This is a genomic window from Bradyrhizobium cosmicum, from assembly GCF_032290525.1.
Lineage (GTDB): Bacteria > Pseudomonadota > Alphaproteobacteria > Rhizobiales > Xanthobacteraceae > Bradyrhizobium > Bradyrhizobium cosmicum_A.
The window spans coordinates 123,537-141,265 of the sequence record NZ_JASXTA010000003.1; the positions used below are offsets into that span (position 1 = coordinate 123,537).

Annotated in this window: 14 protein-coding genes, 1 other RNA gene and 1 pseudogene; 10 read left to right on the plus strand and 6 right to left on the minus strand. The window is 64.4% G+C overall.

All coding sequences use genetic code 11. The features are described from left to right. Positions 1-10 precede the first annotated feature (10 nt). The 4 genes from QSV46_RS06675 to QSV46_RS06690 all read left to right on the plus strand — a co-directional run bounded on the left by QSV46_RS06675 (position 11) and on the right by QSV46_RS06690 (position 6,088). Complete coding sequence (locus QSV46_RS06675) at positions 11-1,435, plus strand: methyl-accepting chemotaxis protein (protein WP_314948252.1); 1,425 nt, start codon at positions 11-13, stop codon at positions 1,433-1,435. Between the two features lie 674 nt (positions 1,436-2,109). Continuing rightward, positions 2,110-2,574, plus strand: coding sequence for a (2Fe-2S)-binding protein (locus tag QSV46_RS06680; RefSeq protein ID WP_314948255.1), 465 nt, complete (start codon positions 2,110-2,112; stop codon positions 2,572-2,574). An 8-nt stretch (positions 2,575-2,582) separates the two neighbouring features. Continuing rightward, entirely contained in the window at positions 2,583-4,748 is a 2,166-nt protein-coding gene (locus tag QSV46_RS06685) for a xanthine dehydrogenase family protein molybdopterin-binding subunit (protein ID WP_314948257.1), read from the plus strand. After that, positions 4,745-6,088, plus strand: coding sequence for a c-type cytochrome (locus QSV46_RS06690; RefSeq protein ID WP_314948258.1), 1,344 nt, complete (start codon positions 4,745-4,747; stop codon positions 6,086-6,088). Before QSV46_RS06685 ends, QSV46_RS06690 begins: the two co-directional genes overlap by 4 nt. Before the next feature lie 195 nt (positions 6,089-6,283). On the opposite strand, the pseudogene QSV46_RS06695 reads toward QSV46_RS06690, so the two are convergent. From QSV46_RS06695 to QSV46_RS06720, 6 genes and pseudogenes are all read right to left on the minus strand, one after another. Next, positions 6,284-6,532: pseudogene (locus tag QSV46_RS06695) on the minus strand (YmdB family metallophosphoesterase); the annotation flags it as partial. Between the two features lie 738 nt (positions 6,533-7,270). Continuing rightward, a complete protein-coding gene (locus QSV46_RS06700; protein ID WP_314948260.1) occupies positions 7,271-8,095 on the minus strand; it encodes a TIGR00282 family metallophosphoesterase in 825 nt (274 codons plus the stop codon). Then, the gene (locus QSV46_RS06705) at positions 8,073-8,669 is read right to left on the minus strand and encodes a 5-formyltetrahydrofolate cyclo-ligase (protein WP_314948262.1); all 597 of its coding nucleotides are present in this window, start codon (positions 8,667-8,669) and stop codon (positions 8,073-8,075) included. The genes QSV46_RS06700 and QSV46_RS06705 overlap by 23 nt, the downstream gene beginning before the upstream one ends. Positions 8,670-8,871: 202 nt before the next feature. Then, a non-coding RNA gene (ssrS, locus tag QSV46_RS06710) (6S RNA) lies at positions 8,872-9,032 on the minus strand. A gap of 60 nt (positions 9,033-9,092) precedes the next feature. Then, positions 9,093-9,476, minus strand: a complete 384-nt coding sequence (locus QSV46_RS06715; protein WP_314948263.1) for a cell division protein ZapA — start codon at positions 9,474-9,476, stop codon at positions 9,093-9,095. Beyond that, on the minus strand, positions 9,473-9,793 hold the full coding sequence (locus QSV46_RS06720) for a DUF4164 domain-containing protein (protein WP_409997151.1): 321 nt from the start codon (positions 9,791-9,793) through the stop codon (positions 9,473-9,475). The genes QSV46_RS06715 and QSV46_RS06720 overlap by 4 nt, the downstream gene beginning before the upstream one ends. A 382-nt stretch (positions 9,794-10,175) precedes the next feature. On the opposite strand from QSV46_RS06720, the gene tkt reads away from it, so the two are divergent. The 6 genes from tkt to QSV46_RS06750 all read left to right on the plus strand — a co-directional run bounded on the left by tkt (position 10,176) and on the right by QSV46_RS06750 (position 17,729). Further along, the gene (gene tkt / locus QSV46_RS06725; RefSeq protein ID WP_314948268.1) at positions 10,176-12,161 is read left to right on the plus strand and encodes a transketolase; all 1,986 of its coding nucleotides are present in this window, start codon (positions 10,176-10,178) and stop codon (positions 12,159-12,161) included. Between the two features lie 170 nt (positions 12,162-12,331). Further along, positions 12,332-13,339, plus strand: a complete 1,008-nt coding sequence (gene gap / locus QSV46_RS06730; RefSeq protein ID WP_314948271.1) for a type I glyceraldehyde-3-phosphate dehydrogenase — start codon at positions 12,332-12,334, stop codon at positions 13,337-13,339. Positions 13,340-13,464: 125 nt separating this feature from the next. Further along, positions 13,465-14,661: a phosphoglycerate kinase gene (locus QSV46_RS06735; RefSeq protein ID WP_314948273.1), complete on the plus strand. Its 1,197-nt coding sequence runs from the start codon at positions 13,465-13,467 to the stop codon at positions 14,659-14,661. A gap of 66 nt (positions 14,662-14,727) precedes the next feature. Next, a complete protein-coding gene (gene fba / locus QSV46_RS06740; protein WP_314948275.1) occupies positions 14,728-15,795 on the plus strand; it encodes a class II fructose-bisphosphate aldolase in 1,068 nt (355 codons plus the stop codon). 230 nt (positions 15,796-16,025) lie between these two features. After that, positions 16,026-17,051 (plus strand): class I fructose-bisphosphate aldolase, encoded by a 1,026-nt coding sequence (locus tag QSV46_RS06745; protein ID WP_314948278.1) that lies wholly within the window; start codon positions 16,026-16,028, stop codon positions 17,049-17,051. Positions 17,052-17,054: 3 nt separating this feature from the next. Beyond that, the gene (locus tag QSV46_RS06750) at positions 17,055-17,729 is read left to right on the plus strand and encodes a thiamine phosphate synthase (RefSeq protein WP_314948281.1); all 675 of its coding nucleotides are present in this window, start codon (positions 17,055-17,057) and stop codon (positions 17,727-17,729) included.

The following is a 17,729-nucleotide window of genomic DNA, read 5'->3' on the forward strand; positions in this document are numbered from 1 at the left end:
AAGCCCGTACATGTCCCTCGCGCAACTTGCAGTATTGGACACCGGCTCCAACCGGACGCTCGCCGAGCGTCTGATCGACCAGCTTGCCGACCGCATCGGCGGCCTCGGCGTGGAGCTCGCCGACATTGCCGGCAACGTCCAGGAAGTGGCAAACCGCGTCGCCAACCAGTCGGAACGGTTCCATCATCTCCAGAAGACCGCCGAGACCATGGTCTCGGCCAACCACGACATCGCCAACGCCTCGCAGGCGGTGCAAACGACCACGTCAGCGGCGGTCGGCGAGATCGCTCAGTCGCGTGGCGCGGTCGACGCCGCGGTCGGCCACATCTCCGAGCTCGTCGCCGCGGTGGAGCGGATCGAGGCACGCCTCTCCGCCGTCGGCTCGGCGCTGGCGCAGGTGGCGAAAGTGTCCGGCTCGATCGAGGCGATCGCGAAGCAGACCAACCTGCTCGCGCTCAATGCCACCATCGAAGCGGCGCGCGCCGGCAATGCCGGCCGCGGTTTTGCGGTGGTCGCGAGCGAGGTGAAGAACCTTGCGGAAGCCACCCGCCAGGCCACCCATCAGATCTCCGACACGGTCCGCGATCTCGACGGCCAGATCGAAGGCCTGATCGGCGAGAGCAGCGACGCCTCGCAACGCGCCAAGACTGCCGGCGAAGGCGCCCAGCAGATCTCCGGCATCATCTCGCGGGTCCAGCAAGGCTTCGCCTCCGTGGAAGCGGAGATCGGCAGCGTCACGCGCGCCGCGACCTCCAATCTCGGCCATTGCGACACAGTCATTGGCGAACTCAACGAGCTCGCCAAGGGCGTCGACCTGTCCTCGCGCGATCTCAAGAACGCCGACCAGCGCGTGACAAAACTGCTCGACACCTCCGAAGCGCTGATCGCACTGATCGCCGACAGCGGCGTGGAGACGTCGGATGCGCCGCTGATCCGAATCGTCGTCGAGACCGCAAAGCGGATCTCGGACGAGTTCGACGCCGCGATCGGGCGCGGCGAGATCACGCTCGACCAGCTCATGGACGAGAACTATCGGGAAATCCCCGGCACCGATCCCAAGCAATACAACACCAGCTACGTCGACTTCACCGACCGCGTGCTGCCCGCCATTCAGGACCCGATCCAGAAGGCCGATCCGCGCATCGTGTTCTGCGTTGCCTGGGCCAAGGGCGGCTATCTGCCGACGCACAATCCGAACTACCGCCTGCCGCAGGGCAAGGACCCCGTCTGGAACAACGCCAATTGCCGCAACCGGCGCCTGTTCAGCGACCGCGCGGTGAAGAAGGTCGCGGCGAACACAAAGCCGTTCCTGCTGCAAACCTACCGCCGCGACATGGGCGGCGGGCAGTTCGTGCTGATGAAGGACCTGTCCTCGCCGATCATGATCCGCGGCAAGCACTGGGGCGCCTTCCGGATGGGCTTTCGGCAGAGCTGAGCGACGCTCCTGCGGGCCCTGAATCAAAATCCTCAAAAACAACCCCATGCACAGTAGCCGGGGCGTGGGAAATCAACGGCTTACGCAAGCAGGCCACGACCCGGTTTGACCCGTCGGGCAAAACAGGCGTAGACTGCTATTATTCCGAAGTTTGCGCATATCCGGAGACAGACCCTCAGCCGAGTGGATCTGCATATGGCAGTTTGCACGACCTGAGCGCGCGCCTCGTCCTTCGAGACGACCGCTTCGCGGTCTCCTCAGGATGAGGCTAAGCGGCATCGGTGCTCATAAAAACCACGGCCACACACTCGGTCCTCATCCTCAGGGCCGCCGCAGGGCGGGCGTCTCGAAGGATGGCCGCAAGCAGGGACGCGCCGACTTTCTCAATCGCACGACTTTCGTCATCGCATGATTTTGCGTCTTCGCACGATCATCTGCAGCGATCAGCGACACGTGCGACGAAAATGCGTCAAAACATGATGAATATCATATCATTGACCCAAAACCTTTGCAGCGTTCGCCGCACAAATTCGTGAACGTCATGGCCTGACGCGCTGCCTGCGCATATGATTGGCAGAAATTTCGATGCTTCATGATTTCGCATCGTTATGATTATGGTCGCGCGAATTCGTCGACCTGATCGCCGCAAGCGATCGTCGAACAAGGGGATGCATATGGCAACGATACTCACGATCAACGGCGAAGCGAAATCGTTCGACGCGCCACCCGACATGCCGTTGCTGTGGGTGCTGCGCGACATCCTCGGGATGACCGGCACCAAGTTCGGCTGCGGCATCGCGCAATGCGGCGCCTGCACCGTGCATGTCGACGGCAAGGCCGTGCGCTCCTGCGTGCTGCCGGTGAGCGCCGTCTCGAACCGCGCCATCACCACCATCGAAGCCGTCGGCAACACGCCATCGGGTGCCAAAGTGCAGAAAGCCTGGCTCGATGCCGAAGTGATCCAGTGCGGCTATTGCCAGTCCGGCCAGATCATGGCGGCCGCAGCACTATTGGCCGCAACGCCGAACCCCGACGATTCCGACATCGACGCCGCGATGGCCGGCAACATCTGCCGCTGCGGGACCTATGTGCGAATCCGCGAGGCCATCAAGCACGCCGCCAACGGCCGGCAGTCGTGAGCTCTACCATGAATGCACACAACAGCGTCTCCCGCCGCACGCTTCTGACCGGCGGCCTCGCCACCGGCGTTCTGCTCGCCTTCCATCTGCCGCTGCGCGCCGCCGTCAACGAGCCGGTGCAGCGCGACGTGACCGAGGACAAGTTCGCGCCGAACGCCTTCATCCGCATCGACGAGACCGGCCGCACGATCCTGATGATGCCGCAGGTGGAGATGGGTCAGGGTACCTACACCTCGATCTCGGCGGTGCTCGCCGAGGAGCTCGACGCCGACTGGAGCAAGGTCGAGGTCCAGCACGCGCCGCCGAACGACAAGCTCTATGGCAATCCGACCTTCGGCCTGCAAGTCACCGGCAATTCCAACTCGATCCGCGCCTGGTGGATGCCGCTGCGCAAGGCGGGCGCGACCGCGCGCGCGATGCTGGTGCAGGCCGCAGCCGGTCAATGGGGCGTTGACGCAGCAAGCTGCACTGCGTCCAAGGGCGAGGTCGCGCATGCCGCGAGCGGCCGCAAGCTCGGTTATGGCGCGCTGGCGCTCGCCGCACAGAGCCAGACACCGCCCAAGGACGTCGCAGTCAAGGATCCCAAGGATTTCGTTCTCATTGGCCAACCCCTGAAGCGGCTGGACACGCCGGACAAGGTCAACGGCAAAGCGGTCTACGGCATCGACGCGATCCTGCCCGACATGAAGATCGCCGCGATAGCGAATTGCCCGGTGTTCGGCGGCAAGGTTGGCAAGGTCGACGACACCGCCGCGATGAAAGTCGCCGGCGTACGCAAGGTCGTCGTGCTCGACGACGCCGTCGCCGTGATCGGCGATCACATGTGGGCGGCAAAGAAAGGTCTCGAAGCGCTCAAGATCGAGTGGAACGAGGGGCCGAACGCCAGGATCTCCACCAAGGACATCTGGGACGATTTGCGCAAGGCCAGCGAGAAGGACGGCGCGGTCGCGAAATCCGACGGCGACATCGCCAAGGCACTCGCCAGTGGCGACAGGTTCGAGGCCGCATATGAGCTGCCGTTCCTCGCTCATGCGTCGATGGAGCCGATCAACGCCACCGTCCATGTCAAACCGGACTCCTGCGAGATCTGGACCGGCACGCAGATCATGACCCGCGTGCAGTCGGAGGCGGCGAAGGCGGCGGGCCTTCCGGTCGACAAAGTCATCGTCAACCAGCATCTGCTCGGCGGCGGCTTCGGCCGCAAGCTCGAGCCCGACATGGTGGTCGCCGCGGTGAAGATCGCCAAGCAGGTCGACTACCCCGTGAAGGTGGTGTGGACCCGCGAGGAGGACATCCAGCACGACGTCTATCGTCCGGTCTATCGCGACCAGATCACGGCATCGCTGGTCGACGGCAAGGTCGCGGGCTGGAAATACAAGGTCGCCGGATCGGCCGTGCTGGCGCGCTGGCTGCCGCCGGCGTTTCAGAAGGGCATCGACATCGACGCGGTCGACGCCGCAGTCGATGCGCCCTACGACTTCGCCGACTTCCACGTCGAATATGTCCGCGCCGAACCGCTGTCGGTGCCGACCGGCTTCTGGCGCGGCGTCGGCCCGAACAACAACGTGTTCGCGGTCGAATGCGCGATGGATGAGCTTTCGCGCAAGGCCGGCAAGGATCCGGTCGAGTTCCGCAAGTCCATGCTGACCAAAAACCCGCGCATGCTCGCGGTGCTCAACCAGGTCGCGGAGAAATCCGGCTGGGGCCAGCCATTGCCGGCGCGTGTCGGCCGCGGCGTCTGCGTGCAGCCGTCATTCGCAAGCTTCATCGCAACCGTCGTGGAAGCGGAGATCGATGACATCGGCGAGATCGTGCTCCGCCGCATCACCTCGGTGGTCGACACCGGCATCGCGGTCAACCCCGACACCGTGAAGGCGCAGATCGAGGGTGGCCTGATCTTCGGTCTCACCGCCGCGCTCTATGGCGAGATCACCATCGAGAAGGGCCGTGTGCAGCAGTCGAACTTCCACGATTACCGCATGATGCGCATCAACGAGACGCCGAAGATCGAGGTCATCGTGGTCAAGAGCGGCGAGGCGCCCGGCGGCATCGGCGAGGCCGGCGTCAATGCCGGACCGCCGGCGCTGCGCAACGCGATTTACGCCGCAACCGGCGTGGCGCTGCGGCGCCTGCCGATCGATCGAAAACTGCTGGCTGCGGGGAAAAAGGCATGAGCGGCAAGATGCGTATCCTCACCAGCCTCATTGTGATCGCCATCGTCGGCGTGGCGCTCGGCGTCTTCATTATCCGCGGGCCCGGCCCGCTCGACTTTACCGGCGGCACCAAGGTGGCGCTGGCCGACTACCGCGCCGGCAAGCCGACCGGCGTGCCGGCCAGGCTGGAGAAGGCGAGCCTGATCGAACGCGGCGAGTATCTGGCGAAAGCTGCAGACTGCATGGTCTGCCACACCAAGCCGGGCGAGAAGGACTATAGCGGCGGGCTCGGCTTCAAACTGCCGTTCGGCACGCTTTATTCAACCAACATCACGCCGGACAAGGACACCGGCATCGGCAATTACAGCGACCAGGATTTTCTGGCCGCTGTCCAGCATGGCAAGCGTCGTGACGGCGCGCGGCTCTATCCGGCCATGCCGTACACGTCCTACACCTTCATGACGGACGAGGACGTGCTGGCGGTGAAGGCCTATCTGTTCAGCCTGCCGCCGGTGCGCGCCAAAGCGCCGGAGAACACACTGTCGTTCCCGTTCAACCAGCGCTGGGCAATGATTGTCTGGTCGGCCGTGTTCAATCCGGACACCCGTTTTGCGCCTGACACGTCGAAGAGCCCGGAGTGGAATCGCGGCGCATATCTGGTCGAAGCACTGGCGCATTGCGGCGAGTGCCACACGCCGCGCAATCTCGGCTTCGCGCTGGACAATCGCAAGAAGTTCGCCGGCGCGATCACGGCCGGCTGGCGCGCCTTCAACATCTCTTCGGACAAGGCGACTGGCCTCGGCAACTGGCGCGACGAGGATCTGACCTCATATCTGTCGCTCGGCCACGCACCGGGTCACGGCTCGGCCTCCGGTCCAATGGGCGAAGCGGTCGATCACAGTTTCAGCCAGTTCGCGCCAGAGGACATCAGCAGCATCGTCGCGTATTTGCGTAGCGTGCCGCCGCAGCCTTCACCCGACCTGCCCGCCACCACGGCGCCGGTCGCGCCCGCCTCGCACAAAGAAGGCATTACGGCAGATCTGCGCGGCAAGAAGGTGTTCGCCAGCGCCTGCGCCAGCTGTCACGGCTGGAGCGGCGAGAGCCCGGTCTCGCCCATGGCGACGCTGACCGGCACCTGGGCCGTCAACGATCCCGCCGCCACCAACGTCGCGCAGATCGTGCTGTCGGGCACCAGACGGCATACGCCTGATGGTGCGCTGTCGATGCCGGCGTTCGGCAACGCCTACACCGACGACGAGATCGCGGCGGTGACGAATTACGTCACGGCGCGGTTCGGGACGAAGGGCTCGAAGCTGACGGCGAAGGATGTCGCGGAGTTGCGGGAGCAGACGGCGGAGTAGCGCGAGGCGAGATTGACGCGTGATCGCGCGTCAATCTCCGCTGTCGTCCCGGACAAGCGAAGCGCAGCTCCGGGACCCATACCCACAGGGAGCGGTTTGACGAAGATTCGGAGTGGGAGCTTTGCCTCACACTTCTCCCTGTGGTTATGGGTCCCCGCCTGCGCGAGGACGACACTGAGGGTGTGGCCTCGTTTTTCAACTCAACCAGAACCTCGGCGTGGCCGGCTCCAGTCTTCGGCCCATTCGCACTGGCGCGATGCGCAGTGCTAGTCCCGTCGCGTCATCCGTTTCCACCGCAACACCGCTCAACGTCGCAGCACCAGCCGCCGGCTCGAACCGCCCCGATGGAATCCCCGACGTGAACCTCCGCAACGGTTCTTCCTTCTGCATGCCGATGATGGAATCGTAATCGCCGGTCATGTACGCGGTGCCTCCGGCAAGGATCGGTGATAGGCGACCACAGCATTAAACCACCACGGTATCTACCTATCCCTTAGTGAGCGCGACCGAATAACGTCGTTAGCGTGTGGCGCATTCACAAGCTTTGCAAAGCGAAAGTCGATGCTTTCTAACAGTTCTGTTGGCGCTTTTGGTCTGGCTGTTCGGCGCGTCCTAATTGGGCGAGGCGCAACGAGGGCTTCGAGTGCCTGAATAGCGCTATGATTTGTTGTCCGACTTAAGCCATTACGAAATGATTGCTGCTCTTTCAAAAGTCTCTTGAACCAACCCAGATCTGTCACTTCTAAAGGCTTAGTGCTCGAATCGACCTCGAAGTGCACTACTCGCGCATTCGAGCTTCCCTTCTTTCTAGCGATTCTCGTAATTGTCCCCGCCGCAACCAAACTGTACCTTTTTGGCGAACCAACTCCCTCGAAGGCCCACAGACGCTGCCGAAGCAGGGTCTCATCTCGGAACGCTTTCGCTGTCCAAAACGTATGTTCCCGACTAGCGTTGCCGTTGGCAGTTCTATAGCGACCGAATTTCTCGCCATTGTGATAAGCAACGAAATGCTTGATATCGTCTGCTCTGGTTTTTTTGCGAATTGACACGATAGTTGCCATCCCACTCGATCAGGCGTCACAGCGCCGTGGTGCGCGAAGAGCCCATCCAACAACTCATAGATCACGCGATATAGGTGCCGACCTTCGCCGGGACGACACCGAGGATGTAGCGGAGCGACCTTCAGCTCAACCAGAATCTCGGCGTCGCCGGCTCCAGCCTTCCGCCCATTCGCACCGGCGCGATGCGCAGTGCTAGCCCCGTCGCGTCATCCGTTTCCACCGCAACACCGCTGAGCGTCGCCGCTCCGGCCGCCGGCTCGAAGCGGCCCGACGGAATCCCCGACGTGAACCGGCGCAGCGGTTCTTCCTTCTGCATGCCGATGATGGAATCGTAATCGCCGGTCATGCCGGCGTCGGTCATGTAGGCGGTGCCGCCCGTGAGAATCTGATGGTCGGCGGTCGGCACATGGGTGTGGGTGCCGACGACGAGGCTGGCGCGGCCGTCGCAGAAGAAGCCGATGCCCTGCTTCTCGCTGCTGGCTTCGCAATGGAAGTCGACGACGATGGCGTCCGCGGCAACGCCGAGCGGACAGGCGCCGAGCTCGCGCTCCAGCGCTGCGAAGGGATCGTCGAACGGGGTCATGAAGACGCGGCCCAAAGCGTTGACGACCAGCGCATGCTTGCCGTTCTTGGTCTCGACCAGGGCTGCGCCGCGGCCGGGGGTGCCGCGGGGGTAGTTTGCCGGGCGCACCAGGCGCTCGGCGCGTTCGATGAACACCAGCGCTTCGCGCTGGTCCCAGGAGTGATTGCCGAGCGTCACCGCGTCGGCGCCGGCGTCGAGAAACTCCTGATAGATCGCTTCCGTGATGCCGAAGCCGCCGGCGGAATTCTCGCCGTTGACGACGACGAAATCGAGCGACCAGTCCTTGACCATGCCGGGCAGATATTCGGCGATGGCGTTGCGGCCGCTACGGCCGACGACATCACCCACGAAGAGAATGCGCAACTTCAGAACTCCGGAAATCGAACACGTCCGATTCCGTTAGCACATAATCCAGCGCCACGTCGTGGGCTAGTGCCGGAACCGCCTCGATCTCCTGCGCTGCAAAAGCAAGCCCGATGCCGACGATAGTCTTGGCCTTGCGAAGATGCGCGAAGCTGTGGTCGTAGTGCCCCGCACCATAGCCGATGCGATGGCCGAGACGGTCAAAGGCCGCGAGCGGCGTCAGCATGATGTCGGGAACGACCTCGCTTGCTGCCGGCGACGGCTCGGGAATGCCGAGCGGGCCGAGCATCAGGCGGTCGTTCGGATGGAAGATGCGGAAGACCAGTGACTGGCCGCGCGCGGTGACGCAAGGCAGCGCCAGCTTTGCGCCCGCCTCCGCGAGCTTCTTCAGCAGCGGCATCGGATCGATCTCGCTGCGGATCGGCGAGTAGCCGGACACGATGCTGCCTGGCAAGAGCTTGAACGGCAGCCCGCGCTTGGCCAGCTTGGCGGCGGCAGCAGCGCGCTTCTTCTCGCTGAGCGCGTCACGCGCCGCGAGGGCTTTGGCGCGGAGTTCGGCTTTTGAGTTGGACATGCGCGTTTTCCCCCGAAGGCAGAGCCTTGCTCCACCGTCATCGCCCGCGGAGGCGGGCGATCCAGTATTCCAGAGACGCCAATGCTACGACCTCGACGCCGCGGCGTACTGGATGCCCCGGTCAAGCCGGGGCATGACACCGAGACTGAACCGCAAGTGTCGGGGACGCAATTCGAGAGCACGAACCGGAAGGAAACAAAAGTGCGAAGCCGCGTACGCCGTTGAAGCACTCGATCCCGGAGTTCCCTACGAAAGTAGGTGGGCACCATATGTCCGGGCCCACGGGCCCGGCCAGGGACAGTTCCCTAAAGGATCGATAAGGCCCCGGGGATATACGGCTCCTGACGCGCGTCGCAGCCTCGCTCACGCAATGTAACAACGATGCCGACGAATCGCCAGCCCAACCGGCCGGTCCGCCCGAAATCAGCCGATCGCGATGCCGTTGCCGACGGTCCGGTTCAGGACCTGGGTCGACTTCTCGATGCGTTCGGCGGCGGCGTTCAGCGCATTCACCACCGCGGTCTGCGTCATCCTGGCGCGCTCGACGGCGGCGTTACGGAAATCCCGCAGTTCGGTCAGCTCCTGCTCCAGGGTGCGGACGCGGTTGCCGGCATCGACCAGCTCGTCGCAGACGGTCAGCGCCGCCATCACGGTCAGGCGCGCATCGCCGATCTCGCCGAATTTTCCGCGCAGCGACTGAATCCGTGTCTCCAGGCTCTCGGCCAGCTTGAGCAGCCGCACCTCCTGGCCCTCCTCGCAGGCCATGCGGTATTGCCGGCCGTTGATGGTGACGTTGATGTGGCTCATCCGTCCTCTCCGGTATCGAGCACCGAGCGTATCGTGACGATTGCGGAATCCAGCCGATCGGAGATCTCGCGATTGGTGCGCTCGAGCTTGCGCGCCTTCACCAGGGCGCCGTCGAGCTCGTCGGCAAGCCGCGAGCGATCCGCGCCCAGCGCCTGGATTCGGGCCGCAAGCTCGTTCTCGTCGCGATCGGCATCACGCCGTCGCTCGACCGCGCCTTCGAGCGCGTCGAGCGCCGCCATGAGCCTGCGGGTCGCGATCTCGATCTCGACGGCGGAGGACTCCGTCATGGCAGAGCTGTTGGAAACGCGATCATTCATGCAGTCAGCGGCGGAACCTGTTGCCTTTGCCCGATGGGCTTTCCCCGGGAGCTTGCCGTCCGGCAAAAGACTCGGTTCGGCAAGCGGTTAGAAGCAGAAATTTACGTGGCAAGCTAGCCGAGCGCAACGCCGCCGCGAAACTATGCACTGCTAGATCGGGGTGAGATCCATCCCGATCCAGCAGTTCCTCATGGGCATGATCGTGTCGGAAAACCGGCCCTCCACTTTTCCGGATCATGCCGCACGCAACTTTTGCGGCCAAACCGACGTTCGATTGCCTTGGACTCCCGGAACCGAGGTGCTATCCAGCCCCGGCCTTCCAAGGCTCCTCCCACACGGCCCGCACCACCGCCAAGCGCCTCATTTCAGACGGATTTCAGACATGACGCAAGTCGACCACACCCGTATGGCCAACGCGATCCGCGGTCTTTCGATGGACGCTGTCGAGAAGGCCAAGTCAGGCCATCCCGGCCTGCCGATGGGCGCGGCCGACATCGCCACGGTGCTGTTCACGCAATTCCTGAAATTCGACGCCGCCGCAACCAACTGGCCCGACCGCGACCGCTTCGTGCTCTCCGCCGGCCACGGCTCGATGCTGCTCTATTCGCTGCTGTATCTGACCGGCAATGCCGAGATGACGCTGGACCAGATCAAGCAGTTCCGCCAGGTCGACTCGCTGACCCCGGGACACCCCGAGAATTTCCGCACCAACGGCATCGAGACCACCACCGGTCCGCTCGGCCAGGGCATCTCGACCGCGGTCGGCATGGCGCTCGCCGAGAAGATGCTCGCTGCAGAGTTCGGCAAAAAGATCGTCGACCACCACACCTACGTGCTCGCCTCCGACGGCGACCTGATGGAGGGCGTGTCGCAGGAAGCGATCGCGATGGCCGGGCACTGGAAGCTCAACAAGCTGATCGTGCTCTACGACGACAACGGCATCTCGATCGACGGTCCGACCTCGATCTCCGATTCCGTGGACCAGGTGAAGCGCTTCAAGTCGGCGGGCTGGGCCGCCGAGAAGATCGACGGCCACGACCAGGCTGCGATCGCCGACGCCATCACCCGCGCGAAGAAATCCAGCAGGCCGACGCTGATCGCCTGCCGCACCACCATCGGCTTCGGCGCGCCCCATAAGGCCGGCACTGCAAAGGCACATGGCGAGGCGCTCGGCGCCGACGAGCTCAAGGCCGCCAAGGAAAATCTCGGCATCTCGCTCGAGCCATTCGCGGTGCCCGATGACGTGCTGAAAGCCTGGCGCGCGGCCGGCAGCCGCGGCGCGGCGGCCCGGCAGGAATGGGAAGGCCGGCTCGGCGAGCTCGGCAGCCGCAAGCGCGCCGAGTTCGAGCGCCGCCTGCGTCATGAGCGTCCCGCTTCGCTCGCCAAGGCGGTGCGCGCGTACAAGAAGGAGCTGCTGGAAAAGCCGATGAATGCCGCCACCCGCAAATCCTCGGAAGCCGTGATCGAGGTGATCGCCGGCGCCATGCCGATGGAGTTCCTGGCGGGCTCGGCCGACCTCACCGGCTCCAACAACAACAAGGCGAAGTCGGCGACCGCCTTCTCCGCCAAGACGCCGAAGGGCCGCTTCATCCATTATGGCATCCGCGAGCACGGCATGGCCGCGGCCATGAACGGCATCTTCCTGCACGGCGGTTTCGCGCCGAACGGCGCGACCTTCCTGGTGTTCACCGATTATGCGCGTCCCGCGATGCGCCTTGCCGCGCTGATGGGCGCCGGCGTCGTCTACGTGATGACGCACGATTCCATCGGCCTCGGCGAGGACGGCCCGACCCACCAGCCGGTCGAGCATCTCGCCGCGCTCCGTGCCATTCCCAACATGCGCGTGTTCCGCCCCTGCGACTCAATCGAGGTCGCGGAGTGCTGGGAGCTCGCGCTGAATCGTACCGACGGCCCGACCGTGCTGGCACTGACGCGGCAGAACCTGCCGCAGCTCCGCACCAATGCGCCGAACGATGTTCCCTGCGCGGCCGGTGCCTACGAGCTGGTTGCAGCCCAGGGCGAAGCCAAGGCGACGCTGTTCGCCTCCGGCTCCGAGGTCGAGATTGCGGTCGCCGCCCAGAAGCAGCTCGCCGAGCGCGGCATCGCGTCACGGGTGGTCTCGGTGCCCTCCCTCGAGCTTTTGTTAGCGCAACCAGAAGCCAAGCGCGCCGAGATCATCGGCAACGCGCCGGTGAAGGTGGCGATCGAGGCGGCGGTGCGCTGGGGCTGGGATGCCGTGATCGGCCAGGATGGCGAATTTATCGGCATGCATTCGTTCGGCGAAAGCGGTCCGGCCAAGGAGCTCTACAAGCATTTCGGCATCACCGCCGAGGCTGCGGTTAACGCTGTGCTGAAGCGCGTTTCCTGAGAGTTGAGCTTGCCAAAAAAAAGGACTACGAAGTCTCTCATATGATCAAGCATCGCCCGGCCGAACCGGGCGTCCGCCCCTAAAAAACCCTCGCAGGCGCGTATGGCGCGTTGTGCGGGAAGACTAGGCGTTATCGAGCCCGTCATTGAACGGTCATAAGGAGATGAAACATGGCAGTCCGCGTCGGAATTAACGGTTTTGGCCGCATCGGCCGCAACATCCTGCGGGCTATCGCCGAGTCCGGCCGCAAGGACATCGAGGTCGTCGGCATCAACGACCTCGGCCCGGTCGAGACCAACGCCCATCTGCTGCGCTTCGACAGCGTCCATGGCCGCTTCCCCGGCACCGTCACCGTCGACGGCGATACGATCAGCCTCGGCAACGGCAAGATCAAGGTGACCGCCGAGCGCGATCCCTCCAAGCTGCCCTGGAAGGATCTCGGCGTCGACATTGCGATGGAATGCACCGGCATCTTCACCGCCAAGGACAAGGCCTCCGCGCATCTGACCGCAGGCGCCAAGCGCGTGCTGGTCTCCGCGCCCGCCGACGGCGCCGACGCCACCATCGTCTACGGCGTCAACCACGACACGCTGACCAGGGATCACCTGATCGTCTCCAACGGCTCCTGCACCACCAATTGCCTCGCGCCGGTCGCCAAGGTGCTGAACGACCTCGTCGGCATCGAGACCGGCTTCATGACCACCATCCACGCCTATACCGGCGACCAGCCGACGCTCGATACGATGCACAAGGACCTCTACCGCGGCCGTGCGGCTGCGATGTCGATGATCCCGACCTCGACCGGCGCCGCCAAGGCGATCGGCCTCGTGCTGCCCGAGCTGAAGGGCAAGCTCGACGGCGTCGCGATCCGCGTGCCGACCCCGAACGTGTCGGTCGTCGACCTCAAGATCGTCGCCAAGCGCGCCACCGATCCGAAGGAAATCAACGAGGCGATGAAGCGCGCTTCCGAGCAGCAGCTCAAGGGCATCCTGGGCTACACCACGGCGCCGAACGTCTCGATCGACTTCAACCACGATCCGCACTCCTCGACCTTCCACATGGATCAGACCAAGGTGCAGAACGGCACGCTGGTGCGTGTGATGGCCTGGTACGACAACGAGTGGGGCTTCTCGAACCGCATGGCGGACACCGCCGTTGCGATGAGCAAGGTGATCTAACTCCGCAGCTGTTTCGTCATTCCGGGATGGTCCGAAGGACCAGACCCGGAATCTCGAGATTCCGGGTTTGCGCTACGCGCGCCCCGGAATGACCTCCTAGAGGCCCGGGACAAGAGAGCCCAGAGATGACCAACAAATTCCGCACCCTCGACGACGTCGACGTGAACGGCAAGCGCGTCTTGCTGCGCGTCGATCTCAACGTGCCCATGGACAACGGGCGCGTCAGCGACGCCACCCGGCTCGAGCGCGTCGCGCCGACCATCACGGAACTCGCCGACAAGGGAGCCAAGGTCATCCTGCTCGCGCATTTCGGCCGGCCGAAGGGACGCGATGCCAAGGAGTCGCTCAAGCCCGTCGCCGAAGCGCTGTCGAAGGTCGTCAAGAAGCCCGTCGCGTTTGCCGACGACTGCATCGGCGAGCCCGCGGCCAAGGCCGTCGACGGCTTGAAGGATGGCGACATCCTGTGTCTCGAAAACACCCGCTTCCACAAGGAAGAGGAAAAGAACGATCCGACTTTCGTCGCGGAGCTGGCCAAGCTCGGCGACATCTGGGTCAATGACGCGTTCTCGGCCGCGCACCGCGCCCACGCCTCGACCGAAGGTCTCGGCCACAAGCTGCCGGCCTATGCCGGCCGCACCATGCAGGCCGAGCTCGACGCACTGGAGAAGGCGCTGGGCTCCCCGACCAAGCCGGTCATCGCGATCATCGGCGGCGCAAAGGTCTCGACCAAGATCGACCTGCTCGAAAACCTCGTCAGCAAGGTTGATGCGCTGGTGATCGGCGGCGGCATGGCCAACACCTTCCTGCACGCCCAGGGCGTCGGAATCGGCAAGTCGCTGGCCGAGAAGGATCTTGCGCCGACTGCACTGCGCATCATGGAGAAGGCGGAAGCCGCCAACTGCGCCATCATCCTCCCCGTTGACGCCACGGTCGCCTATCATTTCGCGGCCAACGCGCCCTCGCATGCCTACGGGCTCGACGCGATCCCGGCAGACGGCATGATCCTGGACGTCGGCCCGCAATCGATCGCGCGCGTCCATGCGGCCATCGACGATGCGGCAACGCTGGTCTGGAACGGACCGCTGGGTGCGTTCGAGATGCAGCCGTTCGACCGCGGCACCGTCGCGGCCGCCAAGCACGCCGCCGAGCGCACCAAGGCCAAGAAGCTGATCTCGATCGCGGGCGGCGGCGACACGGTCGCGGCCCTCAACCAGGCCCATGTGGCCGGTCAGTTCACCTATGTCTCGACCGCCGGTGGCGCATTTCTTGAATGGATGGAAGGCAAGCCCCTGCCCGGCGTCGAAGTCCTGCGCATCAAGTAATTCGTCCGCAATCAGCAAGCGGCCTTCAGGCAGTGGCCTTGCAGGCCCAAACGGAGAAGAAGACACATGGCTCGGATCACGTTACGTCAATTGCTCGACCATGCGGCTGAGAACGATTACGGCGTACCGGCCTTCAACATCAACAACATGGAGCAGGCGCTGGCGATCATGGACGCGGCCAACCAGGTCGACGCGCCCGTCATCATCCAGGCCTCGCGCGGTGCGCGCTCCTACGCCAACGACATCATGCTCAAGCACATGATGGACGCGGTCACCGAGATCTATCCGCACATTCCGGTCTGCGTGCATCTCGACCACGGCAACGAGGCCGCGACCTGCATGACCGCGATCCAGGCCGGCTTCACCTCGGTGATGATGGACGGCTCGCTCAAGGCCGACGGCAAGAGCCCGGCCGATTGGACCTACAATGTCGGCGTCACCAAGACTGTGACCGACATGGCCCATCTCGGCGGCATCTCGGTCGAGGGTGAGCTCGGGGTGCTCGGCTCGCTCGAAACCGGCATGGGCGACAAGGAAGACGGCCACGGCGCTGAAGGCAAGCTGAGCCACGACCAGCTCCTGACCAATCCGGACGAGGCCGTGAAGTTCGTCCAGGAAACCAAGGTCGACGCGCTCGCGATCGCGATGGGGACGTCTCACGGTGCTTACAAATTCACCCGCAAGCCGGACGGCGACATCCTCGCCATGAAGGTGATCGAGGAAATCCACCGCAAGCTGCCGAACACGCATCTGGTCATGCACGGCTCGTCGTCGGTGCCGCAGGACCTCCAGGACATCATCAACGAGTACGGCGGCAAGATGAAGCCGACCTGGGGCGTGCCGGTTGCCGAGATCCAGCGCGGCATCAAGAACGGCGTGCGCAAGATCAACATCGACACCGACAACCGCATGGCCATGACGGGCCAGATCCGCAAGGTGTTCAAGGAACACCCGGAAGAGTTCGACCCGCGCAAGTACCTGAAGCCGGCGATGGAGGCGATGACCAAGCTGTGCAAGCAGCGGCTCCAGGAGTTCAATACCGCAGGGCAAGCTTCCAAGATCAAGAAGGTCCTCACCACCGCCGAGATGGCCAGGCGCTACGCCAAGGGCGAGCTGGACCCCCGCGTCGCATAGCGATCGCGGGTGGCGTAGGCCCTCAACCACATCCTCCCGTCATTCCGGGGCACGCGGAGCGTGAGCCCGGAATCCATAACCACAGCCTGGGGTTATGGATTCCGGGCCTGCGCCTTTCGGCGCATCCCGGAATGACAGCGGGCGCCCCTGCGACGAACGTTAACCTCGGCAATTGCCCGAGAACGGTCTATTTTCACGGGCAAGGGCAGAATCGTTTTGGGAGGACCTCGATGAATCTGACTGAGCTGAACAGGATCGCGACCGCCATGGTCGCGCCAGGCAAGGGCATCCTTGCCGCCGACGAATCCTCCGGCACCATCAAGAAGCGCTTTGACGCGATCGGCGTGGAATCGACTGAAGAGAACCGCCGCGACTATCGCGAGATGCTGTTCCGGTCGAATGAGGCCATGAGCCGGTACATCTCCGGCGTGATCCTCTATGACGAGACGATCTGGCAGGACGCCAAGGACGGCACGCCGCTGGTCAAGCTGATCGAACAGAGCGGCGCCATCCCCGGCATCAAGGTCGACGAAGGCACGCAGACCTTGCCGATGTGCCCGGGCGAGCTTGTCACCGTCGGGCTCGACAAGCTCGCCGAGCGGCTGAAGAAATATTACGAGCGCGGCGCGCGCTTCGCCAAATGGCGCGCCGTGATCGACATCGGCAGCGGCATCCCCTCGATGACGGCGATCAGCGTCAACGCCCACGCGCTGGCGCGCTATGCCGCGCTGTGCCAGGCCGCGCAGATCGTGCCGATCGTGGAGCCCGAGGTGCTGATGGACGGCGATCACGACATCGATCGCTGCTATGAGGTGACGAGCCGCGTGCTCAACAAGACGTTCCAGGAATTGCGCGTGCAGCGCGTCGCGCTCGAGGGCATGGTGCTGAAGCCGAACATGGCGATCTCGGGCAAGAAGTGCGCGAAACAGGCTCCGGTTGAGGAAGTCGCGGAGAAGACGATCCGGCTGCTGAAAGCCTGCGTGCCGGCGGCGGTGCCCGGCATCGCCTTCCTCTCCGGCGGCCAGTCGGACGAAGAGGCAACCGCCCATCTCAACGCCATGCACAAGCTCGGCCCGCTGCCCTGGGGCCTGACCTTCTCCTACGGCCGCGCGCTGCAGGCCGCGCCGCAGAAGGCCTGGTCCGGCAAGGCCGAGAATGTCGCAGCCGGCCAAAACGCATTCAGCCACCGTGCCCGCATGAACGGGCTCGCCTCAAAGGGCGAATGGCAAAGCAGTCTGGAACAGAAAGCGGCCTAGATCTTGTCGAACAAATCGCCTCCGCCGCGCCCGGCGCCGCGCCTCTATCTCGCGACGCCCGCCGTCGATGATCCCGCTGCGCTCGTCGCCGAACTGCCGGGCTTGCTCGCGTGCGCCGACGTCGCGGCCGTGCTGCTGCGGCTGAAGGAGACCGACCAGCGCACCATGATCTCGCGCATCAAGGCACTGGCGCCTCCGGTTCAGAAAGCCGGCGCCGCGCTGCTCGTCGAGGGCCATGCCGAGCTGGTCGCGCGCGGCGGCGCCGACGGCGCGCACCTGCCCGGCATCGCCGCGCTGAAAGAGGCGCTGCCATCGCTCAAGCCCGATCGCATCGCCGGCGTCGGCGGGCTGACGACGCGGCACCATTCCATGGATGCGGGCGAGATCGGCGCGGACTATGTGCTGTTCGGCGAACCCGACGCGAAAGGCCAGCGCCCGTCGTCACTAGCGATTGCCGAGCGGCTGGACTGGTGGGCCGAGCTGTTCGAGCCGCCCTGCGTCGGATTTGCCACCTCAGTGGAAGAAGCCCACGATTTCGCCGCCAGCGGCGCCGATTTCGTGCTGGTCGGCGAATTCATCTGGGCGGATCCGCGCGGGCCCAAGGCTGCGCTGCTCGAGGCCGATGCAGCGATCAAGAAGGCCCATGCGAGTGCGCTTGCGGATCAGGAGCACGGCTAG